Source organism: Terriglobales bacterium (assembly GCA_035561515.1).
Taxonomy (GTDB): Bacteria; Acidobacteriota; Terriglobia; order Terriglobales; family Acidobacteriaceae; genus DATMXP01.
On record DATMXP010000052.1, the window covers coordinates 56,400 to 81,273 of the forward strand.

Sequence of the window (24,874 nt, forward strand, 5' to 3'; positions counted from 1 at the left end):
TAACTCACAACTCAGAGTTCGATCTGGGTCCCCACTTCCACAGAGCGCCCGGAGGGGATCTGGAAATACATGGGGGCGCTGCGGGCATTGCGAGCCATCCAGGCGAAAAGCTTTTCACGCCAGAGTGCCATGCCTGGCGTGTGGGTGGCGATGAGATTCTCGCGTCCGAAAAAGTATGTGGTGTCTTCCGGGTTGAAGACCAGGTTCTTCCGGGCGGCGAGCTTCAGGTCTTCGGGGATGTTCGGTTCGTCGTTGAACCCATAGGTGATCAGAACGGTGTAGAAGTTGTGGTCGTAGGAGCGGAGTTCCAGGCGTTCGGAATTGGGTACGTGAGCGTCTTCGGAAGTCTGAACGCAGAGGATGACGTTGCGCTCGTGCAAGACCTTGTTGTGGCGCAGATTCTGCAAGAGCGCGTGCGGCACAGCGTTGAGATTGCGGAAAAGGAAAACGGCAGTGCCCGGGATGCGGAGAGGCTTCTTTTCAGAGATCTCGTCGATAAATTCCGCGAGGGGCCGCGACTGCTGCTGAAGCCGCTGCGAGAGGATGAGGCGTCCGGAACGCCAGGTGCTGAAGAGGGTAAAGAGGATGAGGGCGACGACGAGCGGGAACCAGCCCCCGTGGGGAACCTTGACGAGGTTGGCGCCCCAGAATGCCAAGTCGATGAAGAGGTAGATTCCGGCGAAGAGGACTGCGAAGGGCAGGCTCCACTTCCAGCGGCGGTAGATCACGACGAAAAAGAGGATGGTGGTGATCACCATATCGGTGGTTACGCCCACGCCATAGGCCGCGGCGAGTCTGCTGCTTGAGCCAAATCCGAGGACGAGTCCGATGCAGGAGAGCATGAGTCCCCAATTCACGAGGGGTACGTAGATTTGTCCACGCTCCTGTGACGAGGTGTGCTCGATGAAGACGCGAGGCGCGTATCCGAGTTGCACGGCCTGCATGGTGATGGAGAACGCGCCGGAGATGAGCGCCTGCGAGGCGATGACGGTGGCGCACGTTGCGAGGGCGACGAGGGGCATGAGTCCCCAGGTGGGCGCCAGCCGGAAAAAGGGATTGGTGACAGCGGAGGGATCGCGCAGCAGAAGCGCACCTTGTCCGAAGTAATTGAGAATCAGCGCGGGGAGGACGACGGAGAACCAGGCGGCGCGGATGGGAGCGCGTCCGAAGTGTCCGAGATCGGCGTAGAGGGCTTCGCCTCCGGTAATGACGAGGAAGACGGAGCCGAGGACGAAGTAGCCGGTCCATCCGTTGTGAAGAAAGAAATGGACGGCGTGCACGGGATTAATGGCCGCGAGAACCTGTGGCTCCGCGATGATGGAGCGGACCCCGAGAGCCGCGATAACGATAAACCACGTCAGCATGACCGGCCCGAAGATGCGTCCGACGGCAGCAGTACCGCGACTTTGACCCGCGAAGAGCAGGACGAGGATCACGATGGTGATGGGCTCGACGTAAGGCTGGAAGACGGGAGTCACGATCGTGAGGCCTTCAATCGCGCTGAGCACGGAAATGGAAGGCGTGATCATGCCATCGCCGTAGAGCAGGGCGGTGCCGAAGAGTCCAAGCATCAGGAGCAGCCACGAGCGGCGGCCGCGCGGTGCGCGTGGATTCACAAGCGAAGAGAGCGCGAGCATGCCGCCTTCACCACGGTTGTCGGCACGGAGAATGAAGAGCAGGTACTTGATGGAGATGATGAGGATGAGGGCCCAGAGGATGAGAGAGAGCACGCCGAGTACGTTGGGGGATGTCAGCGGGAGATGCGACAGGTGGAAAGATTCGCGAAGCGCATAAAGGGGACTGGTGCCGATGTCCCCGTAAACGACACCCAGTGCCGCAAGAATGAGGCTGAACTGCACGCCATTGCGTGGTTTCAATGGAACTCCGGTAAGAGGTTTCCCCAACCAGTATTAGTGTAGTGGACGCATGTGAGATGGTCACGCGAGGGAGTGAGTTCGATGGGGAGTGGTCAGTTTTCGTACCGTAGAAGTTGTGGTGTGTCGGGGGATTACTAGGCGGTCCTCTTTTTGCGTCGTGCCATGAGCGAACGTAGGGTCCTCCTTCGACTCGGGCATGCGCCCTCGCTCAGATGACAAGACGTGAAAAGTAGCGGTGGCAAGAGGGATTCCTCGCTGCGCTCGGAATGACAAAAAACAACCCCGCTGACATTCATCAACGGCCTTGATCTTTTCCGGGATGTGAAATCCCGGACTACCTGGTTGCTGTAGAGCAACACGGCTTGAGGGAGCGTGATTCATCGTGGCGTGAACTGGCTGAGGTCGTAGATGCCGAGTTTCTTCTCGATTTCCGCTACCTGTTCAAGAACGCCTTCAAATCCTTCTTTGCCGAAAAGTTGATGTTCCTTGTCTTCGAATTGGTCTCCGAGTACGTCGTACTCTTTGGGCGAGACGATCTCACGCAGAGCAGGGAAGAGGATAGTGTCTTCGCGTGCCTCGTGCGGGCGGTACATGCGGACAAAGGATTGAATGTGCGTGCGGAGGGCGGTCTTTGCCTTGGTGTTCTTTGGGGCGTCTGCGGTGAGGGAAATGATCTGGGCGGTTACGGCTCGTCCTGCTTCATGCTGCCGGCGGAGTACGGTTACGAGATCCGTTAGCTTGCCGGCTTTCTCGAAACGAGGGAAGAGGAAATCTTCTTCGAGCTTTTCATGATAGCTCTCAATGAAGTTCTTGATGATGGTGGCGGATTGGGTGAGCGCGGAGAGGTCGGGCGCCGATGGTCCGGCGAGTTTGGAATCGAAGTGATCGTAGATGAGAAGAATCCGATTGAGGAGTCCGTGCTCGCGGCAAAGATCTTCGACGGGAGTTACTTCCTCCTTCTTCTCCTGCGCGAGTACGGCTGGGATTGAGAGAGCGCCGACTGATAGAGCAGCGAACTGAACGACGGTGCGCCGGGATGAATCGAACATGGCATCCTCCACACAACGATGCTACGCGCATTGGATGAGGGAGGAGTGAGCGGGATGTAAAAAGGCCGCTGACATTCGCCAGCGGCCTTAATCTTTCCGGGAGATGAAATCCCGGAAAACCTAGTTGGTGTAGAGCAACACGCCTTCTGCCTTCTCTTCGCCGACCGGGCGATAGAAGAGGCGTTCGCCGTCGCGATAGACCTCGATGAACGCCGGGCGCGTGGTGATCGTGCCCTGGATCAGCGCTTCCGAGAGCGGGTCTTCGATGTACTTCTGCAACGCGCGGCGTAGCGGACGAGCGCCATAGCTGCGGTCGACGAGCGTCTTGTCGAGGATCCACTTCTTCGCGTCGTCCGTCACCGTGATGGTGATGGAGCGCTGCATCAGGTTCGCGTTCAACTGCGCGATCATGAGTTCCACGATCTGGATGAGGTCGGTCTCGGTCAGCGCGTTGAAGATGATGATTTCGTCAACGCGGTTGAGGAACTCGGGGTTGAACGTTTTCTTGACTTCGTTCTTCACGAGCTCTTCGACCTTCTGGCCGACTTCGCCTTCCTTCTCTTCCACCTGGAAGCCCAGTCCCGTCTTCTTCATCAGGTGACGGGCACCGATGTTGGAGGTCATGATGATGATGGTGTTCTTGAAGTCGACGGTGTTGCCGAGGCCGTCCGTCAACTGACCATCTTCAAAGACCTGCAACAGGATGTTGAAGACATCCGGGTGTGCCTTCTCGATTTCGTCGAGCAGCACCACGCTGTAAGGCGCACGCTTCACGCGCTCGGTGAGCTGGCCGCCCTCTTCGTATCCGACGTATCCCGGAGGCGAACCGATCAGCTTTGAGACCGAGTGCTTCTCCATGAACTCCGACATATCGAAGCGGATCATGGATTTCTCACTGGCGAACATGAACTGCGCCAGGCTGCGAGCGACTTCCGTCTTGCCGACGCCGGTGGGTCCGAGGAACAGGAACGAGCCGATGGGGCGGTTCGGGTTCTTCAGGCCGGCACGCGAGCGGCGGATCGCACGGGCAAGAGCGCTGATGGCCTTGTCCTGCGAGATGATGCGCTTGTGCAGCTCTTCCTCGATACGGAGCAGCTTCTTCGATTCCTCTTCCTTAATGGAAGCAACCGGAACGCCGGTCCAGCGGCTGACGACGTCTTCGATGTCTTCCTTGTTGACGACGCCGGTGGCCGATTCATCGAGATGATATTTTTCGCGAAGAGCACGCAGGTTCTCGCGCTCCTTGCGTTCTTCGTCCGAATAGAAGCGCGCCTTTTCGAACTCGTGGTTCGCGATGGCGTTTTCCATGCGGTGAACGATGAACTTGATGCGCTTCTGGACTTCGGTGATCTCCTCGGGCAGCGAAGTCTGGCGGAGCTTTACGCGCGCGCCGGCTTCGTCGATGAGGTCAATGGCCTTGTCGGGCAAGAAGCGATCGGGAATGTAGCGGTTCGAGTGCGACACGGCGACCTTGATGGATTCGTCGGTGTAGCTGACCGCGTGGAATTTTTCGTAGCGTTCCTTGATGCCCATCAGGACCTGGACGGCGTCTTCTTCACCCGGAGGCGGAACCTTCACGGATTGGAAACGGCGCTCGAGCGAACGGTCTTTTTCAATGGACTTGCGGTACTCGCCGGGCGTGGTGGCTCCGATGCACTGGATTTCGCCACGCGATAGAGCCGGCTTCAGGATGTTGGCTGCGTCGAGCGAGCCTTCCGCCGAACCTGCGCCCACGAGCGTGTGAAGCTCGTCGATGAAAATGATGGAATTCTGTGACTCCATCAGTTCCTTCATGATGGTCTTCAGGCGCTCTTCGAACTGGCCGCGGTACTTGGTACCGGCGACGATCAACGAGAGGTCGAGGGCCAGGATGCGCTTGTCGGCGAGGAAGGACGGGACGTCGCCGTCGGCAATGCGCTGGGCAAGGCCTTCGACGATGGCGGTCTTTCCGACGCCGGGTTCGCCGATGAGCACCGGGTTGTTCTTGGTGCGACGGCAAAGAATCTGGACAACACGCTCGAGTTCGGCGTCGCGTCCGACCAGTGGATCGAGCTGGCTGTCCATGGCGGATTGCGTCAGGTCGCGCGAGAATTCGGCGAGCAGGGAAGATTCGCGGTTCCGCTGCGGAGCGGCCTTTTCCTGCGACGTGCGAGCGAGTTCCTCGCGCACGGCAGAGAGGCGGAGTCCGCGCTCATGGAGGATTTCAGCGGCGAAGCATTTCTCTTCGCGTAAGAGTCCTAATAGAAGATGTTCGGTACCGATGTGCTTGTGCGACAAGCGCTCGGCTTCTTCGGCGGCGTAGGCGAGCACGCGCTTACATTCGTTGCTCAACGGCAGGTCCACCGAGGTCGAGACCTTTTCACGAATCGTGGTGTGGCCTTCGATCTGCTTGCGGATGGATTCCACCGAGGCGTGCGACCGCAAAAACCGGTTGGTTAGGGCCTTATCTTCGCGCAGGAGTCCGAGCAACAAGTGCTCAGTCTCGATGTACGGAGAGCCAAACTGGCTGGCTTCGTACCGCGCAAAGAAGATCACGCGCCTGGCTTTCTCGGTGTAACGTTCAAACATTGATTACCCTCTTCTCCCTGTAGACCTTGGGAACGACGATGTTTGTCGCCGATTGCCCTGCCGTAGCCACGGTAAGGCTCCTGTGCCGTTGCCAACCCGCCGCGGTTACGGCGGGAACTGCCCTTCCAAAAACCATCACACCGGAAGCGATTCCGGGGAGACCTCTTCGAGCCGCCCGCGTTCCAAACGGAACACGCGGTCACAACGACGCGCGAAAGCGAGATTGTGGGTGGCAATAAGGGAGGTCAACCGGTAGTCGCGATGCAGCCGGGAGATCAATTCGAATACCGCCTCGGCTGTCGTGTTGTCGAGATCGCCTGTCGGTTCATCCGCTAACAACAACTGCGGGTTCGTAACCAGAGCCCGGGCAATCGCAACCCGCTGTTGCTCACCGCCGGATAACTCCCCGGTACGGTGATGCGCCCGGTCTTCGAGTCCAACTTCACGCAACCACTTACGAGCCTCTGAGTCGGCTTCTTTCTGGCCGGTGCCCCGCATGAGCAGTGGCATGGCCACGTTCTCCGCCGCGGTGAATTCCGGCAACAGGTAATGAAATTGCCAGACATACCCAATCGAACGGTTTCTAAAATCCGCCGCAGCTTCGTCGGAGAGTGATTGCAACTTCAATTGGGCGCAGTATACGTCACCCTCAGAAGCGCTATCAAGCGCGCCGAGGATGTGCAAAAGGGTACTTTTACCGGCACCACTTTGGCCGACGATGGCGACCATCTCCCCCCTCCGGATTTGGAAGGACAAGTTGTCAAAGATCACCAGGTCTGATCTGCCCGACCGAAAAACCTTGCGTAAATTTTCGGCTCGCAGAACCTCGGTCTGTTCCATTGGATGCAGGCGTAACTCCCCACGGTGCAATTTCGGCCACGGCCTTAGCGCCGACGCCTTAACCTGAAGCCTTGACGTATTAGACCACGACACCGTCATTTTGATTCCCACAACTCGTCACAAAAGTTCTCTTCGAGGTTACTGCTGTGCCGGAATGGGACTTGATTTGTCAATCACAGCGCACTGTGATGAAAATCACCACACTTTTGGACTATTCGTAACGGAGGGCTTCGGCGGGATAAATGCGGGCGGCGGCGATGGCGGGGTAGATGGTTGCGATCAGCGAGATGCCAATCGAAACCAGTGCGACGATGACGCCGTCGATCACGCGAGGTGCGAAGGGTACGTAGTCGATGGAGTAGACCTCGGCTGAGAGCGAGAGCAGCTTGTAGTGCCCGGCAGCGAGGGACAGTGAGTAGCCGAGAATGACGCCGATGATAGTTCCAACGATGCCGATAAGGACACCCTGGGCCATGAAGATCCGTTGTACCTGGCCGCGGCGAGCCCCCATGGAGCGAAGGACGGCAATGTCCCTGGTCTTTTCCATCACCATCATGATGAGCGAGATCAGGATATTAAGAGCAGCCACAAAGACGATGAGGCCGATGGTTATAAAGGTTACGACCCGTTCCAGGCGTAGGGCCCGAAACAGCGCCTGATTCTGTTCCATCCAGTTCGTTGCCATGAAGCCTTTTCCAGCTTCCTGCTGGAGCGTACTCCCGATCTCGCCTGCCTTGTAGATATCGTCCACTTTGAATTCGAGTACAGAGACGACGTCGCCAAGCCCAAAGAGCGACTGTGCGGAGGAGAGGCGAGTAAACGCCCAAGTGGCGTCGTAGTCGTAGAACCCGGAATTGAAGATTCCCACTACCCGGAAACGAACATACTTAGGAACCAGTCCGAAAGGAGTGAGCTCCCCCTGCGGGCTGGTAACCAAAACGATGGACCCGATGGTGGCGCCCAGGTCGTCGGCCATCTCGCGACCAAGAACGATGGGAGGCATGGCGGCTAGGCGTGACTGCACGTCAGAAAGGTCGTCGGGTTCACTACCGGCCGCCGCTGGCTTCGCCGGCGCTGCCTGGGGATTGAGAGCGTCGGTGGAGCCGACGTTCACGGTTTGAAGAAGATCAGAGACTCTGCGTTCGTACTCAGGAATAACACCCTTGATGACGGCGCCTTTGGCTTTCGATCCTCGGGAGATAAGTACCTGCTCATACAAAGCCGGGGCGGAGGCCAGCACGTGGGGTGTTTTGCCGAGCCGATCAGTGAGCTGCTGCCAGTCGCGGATGCCGTCGGATTCCACGCGAAGGAGGTTCACGTGCGATGTCGAACCAAGCAGCCGAGCCTGGAGATCCTGACGGAAACCATTGTTGATGGCGAGCGCGATGATGAGCGATGCGACTCCGGCCGCGACCCCGGCAATGGAAATGCCGGTGATGATGCCGATGACGGCTTGCCGCCGCTTGGCGCGCAGGTAACGAGTCGCGATGAAGAGTTCGAAGCGCAATTAGTAAGTCAGTAGATTAATAAGCTAGTGAATTGAGAATCAATCCACACGGTAGAAGCTACCAGTTCACTCGGGCGTACGCAAAACCAATTAGAACTTCGGCATGATGGCGGGCACGCGTTTTTGATATTCGCGGTAGTCATTGCCGAAGCGTTGGACGAGTTCGCCTTCTTCGGTGCGGATCATGAAGATGCCAGTGAGGACGGCGAACATGGTGAGAATCCAGCAGGCGAGCATGCCGGTTCCGATGCTCCATCCGATCATTTCGAGCAGGTGTCCAAGGTAGATGGGATGGCGCACTCGCTCCCGAATGCCTTGAATGACGAGGCGCTGAGCGTGACGATCGGGTTCGAGTTCATGATGACCGCTCAACTGGAGCGGCGAGAAGCCATGGCGTCCCTTGTGGTAGAGAAAAAGTCCCCCGGCGAAAAAGAGTATTGCGATCAGCCAAGTCCACTTGTGCCGATACAGGAGAACGTGCCGAAACGGGTAGGTGACCAAGTAAAGGGCGACCCACATGGACATCCACATGGGCACAAGGAACTTGTACACCGCTTTGCCCTGGTGTTTCCGCGTGCGCCACATCCCGGCGCGTGGATGAATCACCAGCCAGAACGACGGAATACTGGCATAGATACAGCAGGCTATCCATCCGAGATAGGCGATCAGAGACACGGCGGCATTGTAGACGAGGCTGCGGCGAGTTCCTCTAAACAGTCAGCGAGAGGCGCCGAGGAAGAACCCAGGAGTGTTTTTCGTCATGCGAAATGGAGAGAAGCCGGTTCCTGTGGCGGAACCGGCCTGTGTGGTTGATGGCATGCACTGCTATGACTGGCTAGCGTCCGGGGATGACGGTCTTTGCCGAGCCCATGTTGTCGAAGCGGTCGTAAACGCGCACGACGATCACGTGTTCCTGCCCGGCGGACGGGCGGGACTGATTCCTCCTCGCGGACTGCGAGGCGGTGAGCGCTTCCTCGGTTGCGGTTTGAGTGTTGGACGGTAGCTTAATGTTGAAGTCGTAATTCTGCACGCGATAGTCGGAAATCTGGCCCACCGGTTCGACGGTTTGCCATTCGCCTGCGTCGATGGAGTACTCGGCACGGGCGATGGGCGAGTAGCCATCGAGAGCGCGGAATGTGATGTGGAGAGTATCTCCTTCCACGACGCCGGTCACGTTGGTGACCTGGGGCGGTGTGGTGTCGATTTCAAACCGGGGACTCTCTTTGGAGTCGCTCAGCGCTTCTTCGGGAGTGTGCGATGGCGCGTCGGACGCCGTGACCATGATCTTGTAGCCACCGTCGGGAAGCAGGGCCGATTCGAAAGAGAAATACTTGTCGGTGAGATCGCTTTTCAGCAGCTTCCAGCGAGTTTCGTTGTCGCCACGGTAGTAGACGGAGTAGGACAGATCGTCGTCGTTTTCATCGCGCGCGACCCAACGGACTGCGACGTACTCTTTGTCACGAAGAGCGGTTACGGGTGCATCGACCCGCGACGCGACACCAACCTGGCCCGGGCCGACGGCGATGGGACCACTGTCGCCGGAAGTACGAGGCATCTGCGGGAAGCGAGCGCCTGGTTGAACATAGACCTCATCCACCTGCGGGGGCACGTTCTTCGGGAGGTAATTCACCAGAACGCTATCGAGCGTGGCTGGCGGATTGCCCGGATGCAGCACGGCACGCCACTGAACAAAGCGAGCCGGTGGAACCTCCATGGGGAGCTCGCGGGTGAGATCGACTTTTTTCCAGTCGCTCCAGTTGCGGTCGGGATTGTCGACGTTTCCGCTGCGCGCGAACAGTTCGAAGTTGCCGGTGCCGCGAACCACAGCGCGTCCCCAGCGCGAGAAGATGCGGGCGTCGAAGACGTCGCTCTCGAAGGTACCGTCGGCATCTGCGGTGCCACCGAGGAGGAATAGTTTTCCAAGATTGCTGGTGGCGATGTACACGCCGCCGTTCGGTGCCGGGGCAATTCCGGTGACCTGGTTCGCAGTAGCCTTACCGAGATCGGTGAAGCTGTCACCAGAGATGACGAAGAGACGTCCCCTGTTTCCGGTACCTGCGATAAGGCGTCCGCGTGGATCGAACGCGAGAACGTAGACAAGTTCGTCACGCGATTGCCAGAGGCGACGTGGCGATCCGTCGGGCGCGATGCGGTATACCTCTGACCCGCCGGTGGTAGTGATGGGAACGACCGGTGTCACTTGCGGTACGGGCGTGGCGACCACCTGACTCCCCAAGGTCACTGTGGGAGCGGCGCCGGGTTGAGGCTGTGCGATGGGCGTGACCGTCTGCGGCTGCAAGGTGATGGTGGGCGTAACGGCCGCAGTCCGTTTTTCGCCAGCACCCGCAGCGTAAATATTTCCATCGCGGTCTACGGCGATCGCAGTGATTTCTTTCTTCGGAGCGCTGTAAAGGACGAAGCCGTCGCCAGCGGGTGAAATACGGTAGATGAGGCCGCTGCCGTCGGAGCCGGCGATGAGGTTGCCCCTGGGGTCAAAGGCGAGAGCGCGGATGTGGGCTTCGTCGCTTTTGAAGAAGACGGACCCGTTGCCGGTCTTGTCGACCCGATATATCTCACCGCGGTCGCCGGTGGCGACGTAAAGGCGTCCGTCGTTATCTTCGGCGAGTGCCCAGATGTACTTGGTTTTAGGGTCGAAGAAAACCGATGAGGTGAAGTTCGGGTCCTTGGCGACGGGCCCCTGCTTCTCGGCAACTGGAGCTTCGGGTTGCTGCGGTTCGACTGCTTTTGCAGGCGTCTTGCCGGCGGGCGGCGCGGGAGCGTTCCGGGTAATTCGATACACCTTTCCGTCCGGCGATGTGGCGGCGTAGAGCGCACCGTCGCGCCCGAACAGCAGGGCCTGGACCTGCAGCTCCTGGGGTTCAAAGATGATGCTGACCTGTCCCTGTGGCGTAACGCGGTAAACGCGTGCGGGAGAGCCGGACGCGATATAGGCGTTGCCTTCGCGGTCGGAGGCCAGGGCCCAGAAGTACGTCGAGGGCGTGGTGGCAACCTGTTTTAACGCGGGCGAGAGCTCAAGCGTACCGTTGCTGCGAATAGCGACGCCCTTGGCGGTGCCCTTAGAGAAATCGTCGTAGCGCGACTGGAACCATGTGCGCGTTCCGCCGGCGAAGACCACGGCGGGGAAGATCAGGAGAGCGGTCAGGGAGAAAAGCGTTCGTTTCATCATGACAAAGCAGGCTTGAAATAAGGCTACCAGAAGCAGGGCGGGTTGCGCACAAGGCCACGTGGGCTGGGACGAACTGCGGAACTTTGGTTCGTGCATTTTCGTCATTCCGGAATAACAGTCGTAACGTGTTCACCCGACGGGCATTCGTGATATTTTGCGCGGCATGAATGCAACGGACCAGGCGGTTCAAACTCCACAGTTCGATACGGTTGAGTACGCAGCCCAGCAGGGCAATTGCGTACTCTGCAATCAGGCTGTGGGCAGTCCTTATTATCGCGTCAACGGAGAGCAGGCGTGCAGTCGGTGCGCGGAGACGGAAATGGCGGAATTGGCCAACGGCACGAAGAACTATTCGCGCGCTCTGCTTTTCGGAATCGGCGCAGCCATCGTGGGCTTGATCGGTTATGCGACGTTTGCGATCGTGACCGGTTGGGTGATCGGGTTTCTTTCGTTGGGTGTCGGCTGGATTGTCGGCAAGGCGATGCTCAAGGGATCGAGAGGCATGGGCGGCCGCAAGTACCAGATCACGGCGGTGCTACTGACGTATGCGGCGGTTTCGATGTCGGCAATTCCGGTCTGGGTGGCGCAGATCGCAAAAGAAAAGAAGAACGCTCAGCCCCAAGCACAGGTGCATGTGCAGCCACAAAGCCAGAGCACGCAATCGAGCATCACGCAGTCGAACGGTGACGCGGTTCCGGATCCGATGGCTTCGCGAGAAGCACAGCCGGCCGCAGATACTGCACAGACAGGATCTGACACTACTTCACAGGCCGCTGCTGAAGCGAAGCCGGAGAAGGCTCCGATGAACTTTGGCAAGGCGATCGCGATGCTGGTGGGGATCGGGCTGGCTTCTCCGTTCCTGGAGTTGGCATCGCCGTTACACGGGATCATCGGTTTGTTCATCCTGTTCATCGGCATGCAGCTTGCGTGGAAGATGTTAGCGAGACCGAAGTTGCAGATTGATGGTCCGTTCTAATGCGGAGTGGGGACATTGTCGTCGGCGAGTGAAGTTTTAGTTGCGTGTCCGAGGTGTGCGAACCCAATCGCCCCTGACGCAGTGGTCTGCGAAAAATGCAGAACACTCATCCATGCCGGCGAACTCAACTCGATTTCGTTCCGCGCGAAAGAGCTGGAGAAGAATGAGCAGTTCTCCGAAGCGCGGGAGGAGTGGATTCATGCCCTTCGCCTTTTGCCGGAAGATTCGAAGCAGGCGGTCTGGATCCGCGGACATATCGCGGAACTGGAGCAATCAGCAAGCTCGCTGAAGGAGCTTGGTCGCGACGAAGAAGTACGGCAGCGGGTATACCGGAAGTCCGTCGCGGCGTTCGTGATCAGCTTCGCCCTGTTCATCGCATTTGAATCCGCGTACGCGGGCATCGCGTTCGGCTTCGGGTTCTCGGTGCTGATTCTGGTCCATGAATTCGGCCATTTCGTTGACGTGAAGCGGAGAGGGCTGAAGGCTGACTTGCCGGTGTTCCTGCCGGGGATCGGCGCATTCGTGCGTCTGAAGACGACGGCGATCACGAAGGAAGTGCGAGCGGGTGTCTCGCTGGCCGGGCCGTTTGCAGGATTCCTTTCTGCCGTGGCTTGTGCTGCGATCTGGTATGCGACCGGCAACAAATACTGGGCCGCGCTGGCGCAGTCTGCGGCATGGCTGAACGTGGTGAACATGACTCCGGTGTGGGTGCTTGATGGCGGACAGGCAGCGTCGGCGTTGGGAAGAGTGCATCGATTCGCCATTTTGGTGCTTGCGGTGGCCGCGTGGAGGTTCACGGGAGAGAGCGTGTTCTTCGTGGTCGCGGCGGGTGCGCTGTACCGAGCATTCAGCAAGGACGTTCCGGAGGAACCTAGCCAATCGGCGGCGGCGTATTTCATCGCGCTTATGGCGTTGCTGGCCGCGGTGATGTATTACGTTCCGGGAACCGGGTTCGGGACGTAAATTCTCTTCGAGACAAGAAAAAGCCCTCGGACGTGCCGAGGGCTTTTGAGTTTCTGAAGATTACTTCACGGACACGGTAATAATCTGGGCGCCGGAGACGACGTAATCGAGCGGAGTGGAAGCTTCGCTCACCGAAGATTCGCCGGTAACGATCATATCCTGCGTGCCGCGCAGGCCGTCCATGACGTTCATTACGGAGAGTGGCAATGTCGGCATCACTTTATCTTCGACCATTGCTTCCGGATTCGCTTCCAGCAACGAAACATAGAGGCGTGAGTTGCTGTGCTCCTTGTTCAGGATCGCAATGGTGGAGGCGATGTCGAGCTTGCGCGCCATCGGACCGCCGCTGGTGCGGCGCATGCGGTCGAGGGAATCTCCATCGCTGACCAGGATCCGAAGCGTGCCTTTTGGAGTCGAGGTCGGAATGCGAATCGGGATCTGGCGCACGATGCGGTCACCGCGATAGGGGCGTAGCGTGGCTTCGATCACGATTTCATCGCCGGGGCGAGCTTCGGTTATGTCGGTGCGTACGTTCTCGAGGCGTGCGTAGCGGCGTTCGCGGATCAGGTCGAAGTCGAGATTCACGGAGTCGATCTTCGGCTTGGCGTATGGGTTGTCGTAGATGCGGCTGAACCGCTCGCCAAGGCCGAGAGCGACCGCGAAGGCAGTTGGCACGCCGCCATCCATGGGCGCGTACATGTTCTGGAGATTCACCTGCGGGAAGCCATCCACGTTCAATTGACCGCGGAAGCGATAGGTGAGGTCTTCGCCGTACTCATTCAAACCCTGAAGCGCGCTGAAGACGGTCGACATGATGGCGACGGGCGTTAGCTTCGGGTTGTTGAGCACTTCATACCGGAAGGTCTTAGTGCTCTTTCCGCCATGAACGGAGAGGGTGACTGGGATCATCTGCGGGGTGCGGGCGAAGCGACCGAGGATGCCGGTGTGACGGTCCTGAACAAAGGCGCCGACTTCTTCCGTGGTGTTGACGATCTTGAAGGCGTTGAGAGGCGAGGGAAGAGTGGCGACGACGTTGGCTTTCGTCATCGGCATATCAACCTTGCCGAACTGAAGCAGCGGATGTCCGCAGGCCAAGAGGCGCTCGGGATCGATGTAGGTGACGGTGCAGGTGGCGGCGATGTTGAGATCGCCCTTCACGAGGACGGCACTCACAGCCGAGCCGGGAACGATGGGCTCAGGCTGCTTTTCGTTGGAAACGGATCCGGCGCCCATCACGGGAACGATGCCGGCTGCTGCGAACTGCGGGGCGAAACGCTTCACGGCATCTTCGGTGAAACCATTGAAGACCAGTGGTGTCTCGATTGGGGTCAGCAGGTTCGTGACTTTGCCGAGGGCAGGAGCTGTGCCGGGGCCGGACGTCTTCGTGGTCGCATCGGGCGCAGGCTCAGTGGAGCGAGCTTCCGCGGGAGCCACGGTGTTATCGAGTTCGTTGATCTCGAGCATGTCGGCGATCGGAGTGATGCCGGCGATGGGTTCCTTCGAAAATTGCCCGATACGGAATGCGAGCGCACCGACGAGTTTGCCGTCGATGTAAACGGGGCTTCCGCTCATTCCGGCGACGACACCGGTGTATTCAGGCTTCTCTCCCTGGAGGCGAACAAGAATGATGTCGCCCTTCGGGCCGTTGGCATTTTTCAGCACGCCGAGAACGACAAGGTTCATCGGCTCCGGCTGGGTGCCTTCGAAAACGGTGTAGGCGACGCCTTTCATCCCAGCTTTTATTTCTGAGACGGGCATGGTGACGAGCTTCCCGGATGGAGGGGCCGACTGGGCCAGGGCAAAACAGGAACTCAGGACGAAGACGAAGATAACGAGGCGCGCAACTGCTTTATTCATACTGCTGGACGTCCTCCGGACGGCTGAAGTCCGTGGCTGACGGGTGGCATTCGTGGGCGAACACTCTGCCCCGCAGGCACTTACATGTAAACCGAGGGGACAAGAATGTGTTTCGCACCGAGTCAAAATGCGGGGAATGAGCGTCTATACTAGCATAGACACCGGCGAGTTACTCGCGCCCGCATGTCTGAAGTTTAGGATTCCCATGGTTCCCCTTCAATCAAGAAATCACCGTACTTCCGGAACTAATGCCCTAGTCCTTTTTGCCCTAATCTCGGTTCTTCTGGTTACTTTGGCGCCGGCTCAAACGCAGAGCGGCGACCAACAGAAGAAGCCCAGTGAACAGGCACCTGCTGAGGCCGGCGGCCCTCAGGGTGATATTGGTCCGATTATCGTGCCGAAGAAGAAGCCTGAGGAGGCTCCTCCGCCGCCGCAGCGGCAGATTCCTAAGAACCCCGAAGGCATGCCGGACTTTTCCTTGAGGGTGGACGTACAAAACGTCCAGGTGCCGGTCCTGGTAACGACCAAGGAAGGCGGCTTCCTGCCCGGGCTGAAGAAAGAGAACTTCCGGGTTTACGAGGATGGCGTTCCGCAGACGATCACGGATTTCCGGCAGTCGGAAGCGCCCATCACGGCGGTACTGCTGATTGAGTTTGCCAACATCAATTACTGGTTTATGTATGACGCGATCAATGCGTCCTACGCTTTTGCCAACAGCTTGAAGCCGGAAGATTGGGTCGCTGTCATCACATTCGACAACCGGCCATTCATCCTCGCCGACTTCACGCAGGACAAACGCGAGATCTACGGCGCGATCCGCAAACTACAGATCCCGGGCTTCTCGGAGACGAACGTTTTCGACGCACTCTACGACACGCTGGACCGGTTGGAAGGAATCCAGGGGCGGAAGTACGTCATCCTGATTTCTAGGGGTATCGACACCTTCAGCAAGCTGAACTACGACAAGATCCTGAAGAAGGTGAAGGAAACGCGAAACGTTGGGATCTACACGATCAGCACCGGTGAAGCATTTCGAATTGCAATGGAAGCCCGCTACGGCAATCGCAGCGAGTTCGGCGCGTACAACATGGATTATCTTCAGGCCGATAACCAGATGCGCACGTTTGCCAATCTCACGGGCGCTAAGTGGTACAAACCGCGTTTCGAAGGTGAGTTGCCGGAAATCTTTCAGGACGTGGCAGGGAACATCCGCAATCAGTACCTGATCACCTATAAGCCCACGAACGCGAAGCAGGACGGGACGTATCGAAAACTGAAAGTCGAGTTAGTCGCGCCGGATGGCGGGCCGCTTACGGTGAAGAACCAGAAAGGCAAAACTCTGAAGGCGCAGGTTATCGCGCGTGAGGGGTACACCGCGAAGCACGAAGTGGAATAAACGGAATAGATGAATTGCGGGCGCCTCGCTTAAACGAGGCGCTTTTACTTTTCGCGAAGTGCTTGCAGCAAGGCTGGGCCGAAGTTTACCGCCTTCTTTTCGCCAATGCCCTTAATGGTCGCGAGTTCCCGCAGCGAATCGGGGGCAAGCCGTGCGACCTCCTTCAACGTACTGTCGTGCATGACACAGAAGGCAGGCCATCCCTGTTTATCGGCTAACCTGCGCCGAACGATTTTCAGTCTTTCGAATCGGAGCGCGGCTTCGGGCGTGAGTTCAGAATCGGATAACGGTGACTTCCTGACTTTCTTCGGAAACGATTGTTTGTCGAGGGTGGGTCTGAAACGGGGCTCCGCTTTTCCGCTGCAGACGTCACACGAACATTTATCGATCGCAGTGCTTTCACCGAAGTAATCGAGAATCTGGCGGCGACGGCAACGATGAGTGTCGGCATAGCCGAGCATGAGGTCGAGTTTGCGGCGTGAATGCGCCTGCAAGCGGGCGAGGTCGGACTCTCTCAACGAGGGATTGTTCTCGCCGATCTTGTCGATGAAGAACTCCTGCGTGCGCTGATCCCGATAGCCATGAAGGAGAACGCATTCCGCAGGTGCGCCGTCGCGTCCCGCACGTCCGGCTTCCTGGTAATAGGCTTCTACGCTTCCGGGCAGGTTGTAGTGAAGCACGAAACGAATGTCGGGCTTGTTGATCCCCATCCCAAACGCGTTGGTTGCGACGGTGATGGCGTTCGAGGATTCCATGAAACGCGTCTGGTTGGCTTTCCTTACCTGCGATTCCATTCCGGCGTGGTAAGAGCAAACGACGCGGCGCGGAAACTTCTCTTCGATCAGCGCAGACAACTCTTCCACTGCGCGGCGAGTGGAGCAGTAGATGATTCCACTTAAGTTGCGAGCTTTTACAAACTGAAGTACGGCTTCGTCTTTGTTGGCCTCGCTTTCGATACGGCGGGCGGAGTAGGCGAGGTTCGGACGATCGAATCCCGTAACGTGAACGCGAGGATTACGCAGACCGAGCATGGAGACGATATCGCGGCGAACCTGCGGAGTCGCGGTTGCCGTCAATGCCATCGTTACGGGTGAGCCGAGTTTCTTTCGAGCATCGGCGAGGTTCAGGTAGTCGGGACGAAAATCGTGTCCCCAGAAGCTGACGCAGTGGGCTTCGTCGACGACGAAGAGATTCGGGCGAAGTTTCGGCAACAGGTTCTGGAAGGACGGTGCGGCGAAACGTTCCGGGGCAATATAAAGCAGCCCTCGGAAGCCGTTGTGCAGTGCGGCGAGACCTTTTCTGATCTCGTCGCTCGACTGCGAACTGTTGAGGATCATCGCGGGGATGCGCAACTGCCGGAGTTGAGCGACCTGATCTGCCATGAGCGAGATCAACGGCGAAACGACAATGGTCAGTCCGCGGAATACAACGGCAGGCAGCTGGAAGCAGAGGCTTTTGCCCGCTCCGGTCGGCATGACGCAGACGACATCGTTGCGGGCGATCACGTCGTCGATGACTTCGCGCTGCTGTGGCCTGAACTGCTTGAGGCGAAAGACGGATTGGAGAATGGACTCCGGGGAAATCATGAACGGTTCAATGTAACACTTCAGTTATTCCCCGGTATGTGCTGCCGCGGAACGATTCCGCTTACAAAACTCATTCCGCCTAGTTTTTCGGAAGAGTCACGCCGAGTTCTTCCGCCCGCTTGAACATCAGTTCCTGGCATAGGTCGATGGCTGCCTCGCGCTCCCGGCCGTCGTAAAGGGACTCAATAGTCAGGTACGCCTTTACACGTCCGAGCAATTGGAAAGCGGCATCGTGCCGGATGGTCTCGAGCGCAATAGCGATGTGACGCGCCGATAACTGAGTCCGCGGAACCGACCTTTTGGCCTCTGCCTGTGGCGGAGGTGCCTGTGGCAGAGGTGAAGGAACGGCGATTCCCTCTGGCGGCGTTTCCTGCAAATCGAGAACGGGATCTGGCCGTAACTCAACGATCGCAGGTCCGGATTCCGGTTTCAGTGCCGGCACCAAACCCGACAGAAGTACCAGCGTCTCGATATCTCGTTCTCCAAACACGTCAGCCTCACCCGAAAACACTGCAAAGACGCCGAAGGAATCGTCGTCATAGCTCAGAGGCACGGCCAGCATGGAGTAAATGCCCGACTGCCGGCAGGCCTCGGCGTTTACGCGAGGATCATTCTGCGTGTCGTTACAGCAGATGACTTCGCCTGTACGCATGCATGTACCCGAAATCCCCGAGTCGCGGCTAACCGTGGTGCCGAGTGGAGGCGCCAGTGATCCAGCACGTGCCCGGCAGGTGACTTCGTTGCCGTCGAAGAGAGCGATCGCAGATCCCTCGGCGTTGGTGAAAGCAAGCGCTTCGTTGGCGATGATGCTGAGCGATTGTGCGGGTAAGAGACCGGAAAGCCGGAGCTTAAGTGCAGCGAGATTCGGCTCAGTCTGAGTAAGAATTCGAGGTAAAGAAATTGAAACCGAGTGCGCCACGGTTTTCCGGCGCAGTCGGCGAGAGGTGTCAGTTGTACCGTACGGCATCACGCTCCAACAATCGGCGAGGGGGAGTGAGGCAGAGGGCCTCGTCGCAGATTACGTGGTGATCCTGATTCTTAAGTTAGGACAATTCTTGATTGGTGACAATTAGGAATATTGATTACGGTGAGGAAAATCGCTGGACAAAGCAGATTTTGTCCTCACAGTACAATGTTCCGTTCTTATGAAACGTGTACTGACAGCAATCGTTCTGATTCCAGTGGTGTTGCTTGCGGTTTTCCGTGCTCCGTCATGGTTGTTCGCGGCGTTAGTTGGCGCGGTGGCGCTGCTGGCCACGCGCGAATTCGTGGACCTGGCGAAGCACTACAACGTAACGCCGTTTCGCATGCCCACTTATGCCGGTATCGCGCTGATGTTCCTGGCGCTGATCGTTCGCGCGTTTCAGGCTCAGACTCCGACGCTGGCAACGGAGGCGCTGTTCCTGATCGTATTCACCGCCTTTGCGTTTGGTGCATTCATTTATCTGGTTGTGGGAATGATGCGACGCGACCTGGCGACGTCATATCCCGCGGCTGCAGCGTCGTTCTTTGCGCTCGGGTATTGTGGCGTGCCCCTTTTGCTGCTGGCCAACGTCCGGCAACAGTGGGCCGGCGCATTCCTGATCCTGTACCTGTTCCTGGTGGTGTGGACGGGCGACACGGCGGCGTATTACGTCGGACGAGCCATCGGACGTCACAAGATGGCGCCGCGTGTAAGTCCGGGGAAGTCGTGGGAAGGTGGCATCGCGTCGTTCTTCGGATCGATCGGAATTGGCGTGCTGGTTTTCAGTTATGCACGTCCGATCAGCGAGGCCCTGTTGAGCGCCAAGCTCATCGAGCAGTGGCAGGGATACATGGCGCCGACGCCACCGTTATGGCAGGTGGTGGTGCTTTCAGGTAGTCTCAACGTTGCCGCGCAACTGGGTGATCTGGTGGAGTCGCTGCTGAAGCGCGGAGCGGGTGTAAAGGATTCGGGAACTTTGTTGCCGGGCCACGGCGGAGTACTGGACCGGATTGACGCGCTGTTATTTGCGGTTCCGGTGCTCTGGTACTTTGCTGCTTTACGTGTGCTGGCCTGATAGAATGAAAGTCCCAGCCAAATGAAGAGAATTGCCATCCTTGGCTCAACGGGTTCCATTGGGCACAGCACCCTGAATATCGTTGAGTCCTACCCGGAACGGTTCCAGGTAATCACACTCGCAGCCGGCAACAACGTTGACACGGTTTTCGAGCAGGCGAAGAAGTTCCGCCCGAAACTGGTGTCAGTCGCTACCGAAGAAAATGCGAATCTCCTGCGGGCGAAGCTCGCAGACGCCAAACTTGGACATATCGAGGTCGTATTCGGGACGGCGGGTACTGTCAGGGTGGCAACGCATCCGGAAGTGAACTTCGTGGTAAGCGCGATTGTTGGCGTTGCCGGGCTGGAAGCCACTTACGAAGCGGTGAAGGCGGGGAAGAGCGTCGGGCTGGCGAACAAAGAGTCGCTGGTAGTAGCGGGTGAGATCATCACAGCCGAAGCGCGGAAGAACAACGTTCCGCTGCTGCCCATCGATTCCGAGCACAATGCGGTGCATCAGTGCATGCGCGGCGGAACCCTGGACGAGGTGGACAGAGTCTGGCTGACGGCTTCCGGCGGTCCTTTTTTACACACGCCTGCTCACGAATTTGCGGTGATCACCGTCCAACAGGCATTGAATCATCCCACCTGGAAGATGGGGCGAAGGATCACCATCGACTCCGCGACGTTGATGAATAAGGGGTTTGAGGTCATAGAGGCCTGTCGTTTGTTCAACTTACCGCCGAAGCAGGTGGACGTAATCGTGCATCCGCAGAGCACGATTCACTCGATGGTGGAATTCAGGGACGGAAGTATCCTGGCACAGTTATCGGTCACAGACATGCGGCTGCCGATTCTGTACGCTTTGACCTTTCCGGAGCGTACCAAATCGGACCTAAGGTTTTCGTTACGTGACCTTCGGAAACTCGACTTTTATGCTCCGGATATGGGAAAGTTCCCCTGTCTACGGCTGGCCTACGAAGCGGCCGAGGCGGGAGGATCTAAAACGATCGCTTTGAATGCGGCCGATGAAGTGGCAGTAGCGGCTTTTCTTGACGGTGAAATCCCGTTTACGGGGATCGCACAGGTGATTGAGGAGACGCTATATGAAACTACAATGTCGCATCCTGAATCTATAAGTAGTGTATTGGGCGTTGATGCCGAGGCCCGGCTGACGGCCCGCCGCCGGGTTGAACATCTGGCGAAAAAGTCAGCACAAACAGTGCAGGTGAATTAAGAGGTAAAGTTCCCCAGCTATGCAGGATTTTCTAATCGCAGTAGTAGCCGTCGGTTTCGTGCTCGGGATCATGATCCTGATCCACGAGTTCGGCCATTATGCCGCCGCCAAGTTGTTTGGCGTGCGGGTTGAAGTTTTCTCCATTGGTTTCGGTAAGCGGCTACTCGGCTTTCGCCGGGGCGACACAGACTACCGGATCAGCCTGATCCCTCTCGGCGGATACGTGAAGATGACCGGCGAGAATTTCATGGAAGAGCGCTCGGGCGCTCCCTATGAGTTCATGGCCCATCCGCGCTGGCAGCGCTTCATCATTGCGGCGGCCGGCCCGTTCATGAATATCCTGCTGGCGGTTGCGCTGCTCACGGCCGTGTTCATGATTCGCTACGAACACCCGTTGTTCCTGGAGCGCGCGGCGGTGGTGGGATCGGTGATCGACGACTCTCCCGCGGCCAAGGCGGGATTCGAACCGGGCGACCGGATTGTGCGCATCGACGGCGTCGAGAATCCGAACTGGGAAGACGTCCTGCGTAAAGTGCTGCTAAGCCCAAATCATTCGTTGCCGGTGCAAGTCGCGCGTAACGGTGAAATCCTGGACAAAACGATTGTTCCGCACGCGGTTGGACCGGACCAGGCTGGCGGTGACACCGGATGGGTGCCGCAGCAGCCGAATATCGTCACGTTCGTGGAAGAGAATAAGCCCGCTGCAAAGGCAGGCTTGAAGGTTGGCGACGAGATTACTGCGCTGAACGGAAAGCAGACTCGCACGACCGAAGAAATGATCAAGATGCTCCAGGCGAACAAGAGCGCTCCGGTGGAAGTGACTGCGCTGCGCAACGGCCGGGAGATGAATTTCACGGTTACGCCGATGCTGGATCGTCGCGACGACGGCACCGAGCAATACCGGATTGGCATTCACAGCAATCCTGTTCACATCGACAAGCTGTCCTTCGGCGAAGCGCTCTCGAAGTCAATCGACGAGAACAAAAAGAACTCTTTGCTGGTGTTCGACCTCGTCGGAAAAATGCTTCAGCGTAAGGTTTCGGTGAAACAGATGTCGGGTCCGATCGGTATTGCGCGGGCGTCGGGAGATGCCGCGAAACAGCCGGGTTGGGCTCCGCTGATGTACCTGATGGCGATGGTCAGCCTGCAACTGGGATTGTTCAACCTGTTCCCGTTCCCGATTCTCGACGGCGGCATGATCCTGATGCTGGCGATTGAAGGAATCCGCAGGAAGGACATCAGCCTGGCGGTGAAGGAACGCGTGTACCAGGTAGCATTTGTGCTGCTGGTGCTATTCGCGGCGCTGGTGATCTTTAACGACATCGCGAAGCTGCCGGCGTTCACACCAAGACTGCCGTAATTACTCAATCGAGAAGACAAGGCGCGACTTCGGTCGCGCCTTTGCTTTTGCGAACGCTTAGAAGCCCAGGGTGTCGTCGGCGGAAGGGCCGTAAGTTGCCGGGACAGGTACGCCATTCAGCCGAAGGTATACGCCAAGCTGCGCGCGATGGTGTACCAGGTGGTTCAGAAACATTTCGCGATAGGCGAGGAATCGCGATCCTTCAAAGATAGTTTTGCCGCTGAATGCCAGGCGCCAGTTATCGTTCCACGCAGTGTCGGGAAGTTTCTTCAGAGCCTCGCGGACCTTCTCCGCACCCTCATCGAGGGCTTTCACTAGCTGCTCGGGGGATTCGAACGGTAGCGGCTTCCAACTGCTGGTGGAGAAGTCCAGCTCCGGCGTGGTTAAGATAGTAAGTCCGAATCCTGCGAGTTGCGCAACGTGAGGAGCGAGATCCTTCAACTTCATAGACTTTGCGTGTGGCGCGAAATCGGGCTTCATGGGAACACGTTCGAGCGTAATGCGGGTGGTCTTAATCTCGGCCTCGAATTCGGCCAATAGCAGTGTGCTGATAGACATGGTGAGGTTCCTTTCCATGACGGGGCATCCTCGACCCCGAAACGGCAACTATTTTCGCCTTTTGTTCGCTATTTGAAAAGCGGAATCTTAAAGAAAAAGGCGCGACTCACGCCGCGCCTTGTCCAAACACAAGCGGGTTAGCTGAGCCGGGTGCAGACTGCCTTGGTTTCTGTGTACAGCTCAAGGGCGTCGTGACCCATCTCGCGTCCCCAACCGGACTCTTTGTAGCCACCGAACGGCATGGCGGCGTCAAAGATGTTGTAGCAGTTGATCCACACGGTGCCTGCACGCATCTCCGCTGCGATCTGGTGGGCCTTGGAGATGTCCTTGGTCCACACTGCTGCCGCGAGTCCGTAAGGGTTGCTGTTGGCGCGCTCAACGAGTTCGTCGGAGCGTTCGAACGGGATCGCAGCCACCACAGGTCCGAAGATCTCTTCCTTCACGCACTTCATGTTCTCGTTGGTGTTTACGAGTACGGTTGGCTCGACGAAGTAGCCTTGCTCGCCGTGACGCTTGCCGCCGGCAACGGCCTTTGCCCCTTCGCTCAGACCGGACTGGATATAACTGGTGACGCGGGCGAGTTGCTCATCGCTGACCAATGGACCCATCTGGGTGTCAGGCGACATACCGGGACCGAGTTTGATCTTTTTGGCCTGCTCGGCGACGCCTTCCACCACTTCATCAAACGCACGCTTCTCAACGTAAAGGCGCGACCCGGCGCAGCAGCATTGACCATGATTGAAGAAGATCGCGCTGGCGGCGCCAGGGATGGCGGTCTTCATGTCGGCGTCGGCGAATACGATGTTCGGCGACTTGCCACCGAGTTCGAGAGAGACCTTCTTCAGGTTTCCAGCGGCGGCCTTCAAGATGATCTTGCCGACTTCCGTGGAACCGGTGAAGGCTACTTTATCCACGTCGTTGTGCGCTGAGAGCGCGGCACCGGCGGTTTCGCCGTAGCCCGGAACAACGTTCACGACGCCTTCAGGGAATCCGGCTTCCATGATGAGTTCGCCGAGTCGGATGGCGGAGAGTGGAGTCTGCTCAGCAGGCTTCAAAATTACCGTGCAGCCTGCCGCCAGTGCGGGGCCGAGTTTCCAGGCTGCCATCAGCAGCGGGAAATTCCACGGAATGATCTGTCCAACGACGCCCACGGGCTCACGAAGGGTATAGGCGAGATATCTCGCACCCGGAGTGTAGGGAACCGAGATCGGGATGGTGTTGCCTTCAATCTTGGTCGTCCATCCGGCCATGTAACGGAACAGGTCGATTGCGAGAGGAACGTCGGCAGCGCGAGCGACACCTACAGGCTTGCCGTTGTCGAGTGCTTCGAGTTGCGCAAACTCTTCGAGGTTCTTCTCGAGCAGGTCGGCAAGCTTCCAGATGAGACGGCCGCGTTCGGAGGAGGTCATCTTCCGCCAAGGGCCTTTGTCGAACGCTCGACGCGCGGCGGTGACGGCGAGGTTGATGTCGGCGGCGTCACCCTCAGCTATATATGCCATCTCCTTGCCGGTGGAGGGATCGTACGTGGGGAAGGTTTTTCCGGAAACGGCGTCTACCCATTTTCCGTCGATCAACATTTTGCGGGGGGTCGCGATGAACTTGGAAACATGCTCGTTCACCAAGGGAGCTACTGCTGTGCTCATAGCCCATCTCCTGTCCGGAGCGTGCTGGGAAGGGCGCTCCGCTGCTAGTTGAATTTAGTGCGTTACGTGAATACCCACTACCACGACGGCGGCATCCTCTTCCGCCGAAGGGAAGTAAATGTAGCACAAAAAGTACTTTCTTTCAGGAGTGGGAAAACGAAAAGGAGTGGGGCTCTGGAGACCAGACAGTCAGCGTATGAATCGGTCAAGCGGTATGAAACCGGAGTGATGGTTCCATACAGGACGGCCTGGC

Annotated in this window: 18 protein-coding genes; 6 read left to right on the forward strand and 12 right to left on the reverse strand. The window is 58.0% G+C overall.

Features of this window, described 5'->3' with window-relative positions; genetic code table 11:
- Window positions 1-11: 11 nt before the first annotated feature.
- The 7 genes from VN577_22325 to VN577_22355 all read right to left on the reverse strand — a co-directional run bounded on the left by VN577_22325 (window position 12) and on the right by VN577_22355 (window position 11,028).
- On the reverse strand, window positions 12-1,877 hold the full coding sequence (locus VN577_22325; protein ID HWR17582.1) for a potassium transporter Kup: 1,866 nt from the start codon (window positions 1,875-1,877) through the stop codon (window positions 12-14).
- A gap of 377 nt (window positions 1,878-2,254) precedes the next feature.
- Complete coding sequence (locus VN577_22330) at window positions 2,255-2,926, reverse strand: hemerythrin domain-containing protein (GenBank protein HWR17583.1); 672 nt, start codon at window positions 2,924-2,926, stop codon at window positions 2,255-2,257.
- A gap of 120 nt (window positions 2,927-3,046) precedes the next feature.
- The gene (locus VN577_22335) at window positions 3,047-5,494 is read right to left on the reverse strand and encodes an ATP-dependent Clp protease ATP-binding subunit (protein ID HWR17584.1); all 2,448 of its coding nucleotides are present in this window, start codon (window positions 5,492-5,494) and stop codon (window positions 3,047-3,049) included.
- Between the two features lie 135 nt (window positions 5,495-5,629).
- Window positions 5,630-6,433: an ATP-binding cassette domain-containing protein gene (locus VN577_22340; protein ID HWR17585.1), complete on the reverse strand. Its 804-nt coding sequence runs from the start codon at window positions 6,431-6,433 to the stop codon at window positions 5,630-5,632.
- Window positions 6,434-6,545: 112 nt separating this feature from the next.
- The gene (locus VN577_22345; protein HWR17586.1) at window positions 6,546-7,841 is read right to left on the reverse strand and encodes an FtsX-like permease family protein; all 1,296 of its coding nucleotides are present in this window, start codon (window positions 7,839-7,841) and stop codon (window positions 6,546-6,548) included.
- A 90-nt stretch (window positions 7,842-7,931) separates the two neighbouring features.
- Complete coding sequence (locus VN577_22350; protein ID HWR17587.1) at window positions 7,932-8,516, reverse strand: isoprenylcysteine carboxylmethyltransferase family protein; 585 nt, start codon at window positions 8,514-8,516, stop codon at window positions 7,932-7,934.
- A 160-nt stretch (window positions 8,517-8,676) separates the two neighbouring features.
- On the reverse strand, window positions 8,677-11,028 hold the full coding sequence (locus VN577_22355; protein ID HWR17588.1) for a two-component regulator propeller domain-containing protein: 2,352 nt from the start codon (window positions 11,026-11,028) through the stop codon (window positions 8,677-8,679).
- A gap of 163 nt (window positions 11,029-11,191) precedes the next feature.
- Between VN577_22355 and VN577_22360 the strand changes: the two genes are divergently transcribed.
- The gene (locus VN577_22360) at window positions 11,192-12,004 is read left to right on the forward strand and encodes a hypothetical protein (GenBank protein ID HWR17589.1); all 813 of its coding nucleotides are present in this window, start codon (window positions 11,192-11,194) and stop codon (window positions 12,002-12,004) included.
- 15 nt (window positions 12,005-12,019) lie between these two features.
- A complete protein-coding gene (locus tag VN577_22365; protein HWR17590.1) occupies window positions 12,020-12,967 on the forward strand; it encodes a site-2 protease family protein in 948 nt (315 codons plus the stop codon).
- A 60-nt stretch (window positions 12,968-13,027) separates the two neighbouring features.
- Here the strand turns inward: VN577_22365 and VN577_22370 are convergent, their stop codons facing one another.
- Window positions 13,028-14,824, reverse strand: coding sequence for a hypothetical protein (locus VN577_22370; protein HWR17591.1), 1,797 nt, complete (start codon window positions 14,822-14,824; stop codon window positions 13,028-13,030).
- A gap of 292 nt (window positions 14,825-15,116) precedes the next feature.
- Here VN577_22370 and VN577_22375 point away from each other — a divergent pair, with 292 nt between their 5' ends.
- Window positions 15,117-16,220: a VWA domain-containing protein gene (locus tag VN577_22375; protein HWR17592.1), complete on the forward strand. Its 1,104-nt coding sequence runs from the start codon at window positions 15,117-15,119 to the stop codon at window positions 16,218-16,220.
- A gap of 44 nt (window positions 16,221-16,264) precedes the next feature.
- On the opposite strand, the gene VN577_22380 is transcribed toward VN577_22375, so the two are convergent.
- Both VN577_22380 and VN577_22385 read right to left on the reverse strand, forming a co-directional pair.
- Window positions 16,265-17,806 carry an ATP-dependent DNA helicase RecQ gene (locus VN577_22380; GenBank protein ID HWR17593.1) on the reverse strand — a complete coding sequence of 514 codons (1,542 nt, stop codon included), beginning with the start codon at window positions 17,804-17,806 and terminating at the stop codon, window positions 16,265-16,267.
- A 79-nt stretch (window positions 17,807-17,885) separates the two neighbouring features.
- Window positions 17,886-18,773 carry a GAF domain-containing protein gene (locus VN577_22385; protein ID HWR17594.1) on the reverse strand — a complete coding sequence of 296 codons (888 nt, stop codon included), beginning with the start codon at window positions 18,771-18,773 and terminating at the stop codon, window positions 17,886-17,888.
- 178 nt (window positions 18,774-18,951) lie between these two features.
- Here VN577_22385 and VN577_22390 point away from each other — a divergent pair, with 178 nt between their 5' ends.
- Genes VN577_22390 through rseP form a run of 3 tightly spaced genes read left to right on the forward strand, consistent with a single transcriptional unit; the run spans window position 18,952 to window position 22,420 of the window.
- Window positions 18,952-19,845 (forward strand): phosphatidate cytidylyltransferase, encoded by an 894-nt coding sequence (locus VN577_22390; protein ID HWR17595.1) that lies wholly within the window; start codon window positions 18,952-18,954, stop codon window positions 19,843-19,845.
- 21 nt (window positions 19,846-19,866) lie between these two features.
- Complete coding sequence (locus tag VN577_22395; GenBank protein HWR17596.1) at window positions 19,867-21,060, forward strand: 1-deoxy-D-xylulose-5-phosphate reductoisomerase; 1,194 nt, start codon at window positions 19,867-19,869, stop codon at window positions 21,058-21,060.
- 19 nt (window positions 21,061-21,079) lie between these two features.
- Window positions 21,080-22,420 carry an RIP metalloprotease RseP gene (gene rseP, locus VN577_22400; GenBank protein HWR17597.1) on the forward strand — a complete coding sequence of 447 codons (1,341 nt, stop codon included), beginning with the start codon at window positions 21,080-21,082 and terminating at the stop codon, window positions 22,418-22,420.
- A gap of 57 nt (window positions 22,421-22,477) precedes the next feature.
- On the opposite strand, the gene VN577_22405 is transcribed toward rseP, so the two are convergent.
- Together VN577_22405 and VN577_22410 are read right to left on the reverse strand one after the other, a co-directional pair.
- Window positions 22,478-22,978 carry a DinB family protein gene (locus VN577_22405; protein ID HWR17598.1) on the reverse strand — a complete coding sequence of 167 codons (501 nt, stop codon included), beginning with the start codon at window positions 22,976-22,978 and terminating at the stop codon, window positions 22,478-22,480.
- Between the two features lie 137 nt (window positions 22,979-23,115).
- A complete protein-coding gene (locus VN577_22410) occupies window positions 23,116-24,621 on the reverse strand; it encodes an aldehyde dehydrogenase family protein (GenBank protein HWR17599.1) in 1,506 nt (501 codons plus the stop codon).
- Window positions 24,622-24,874 lie beyond the last annotated feature (253 nt).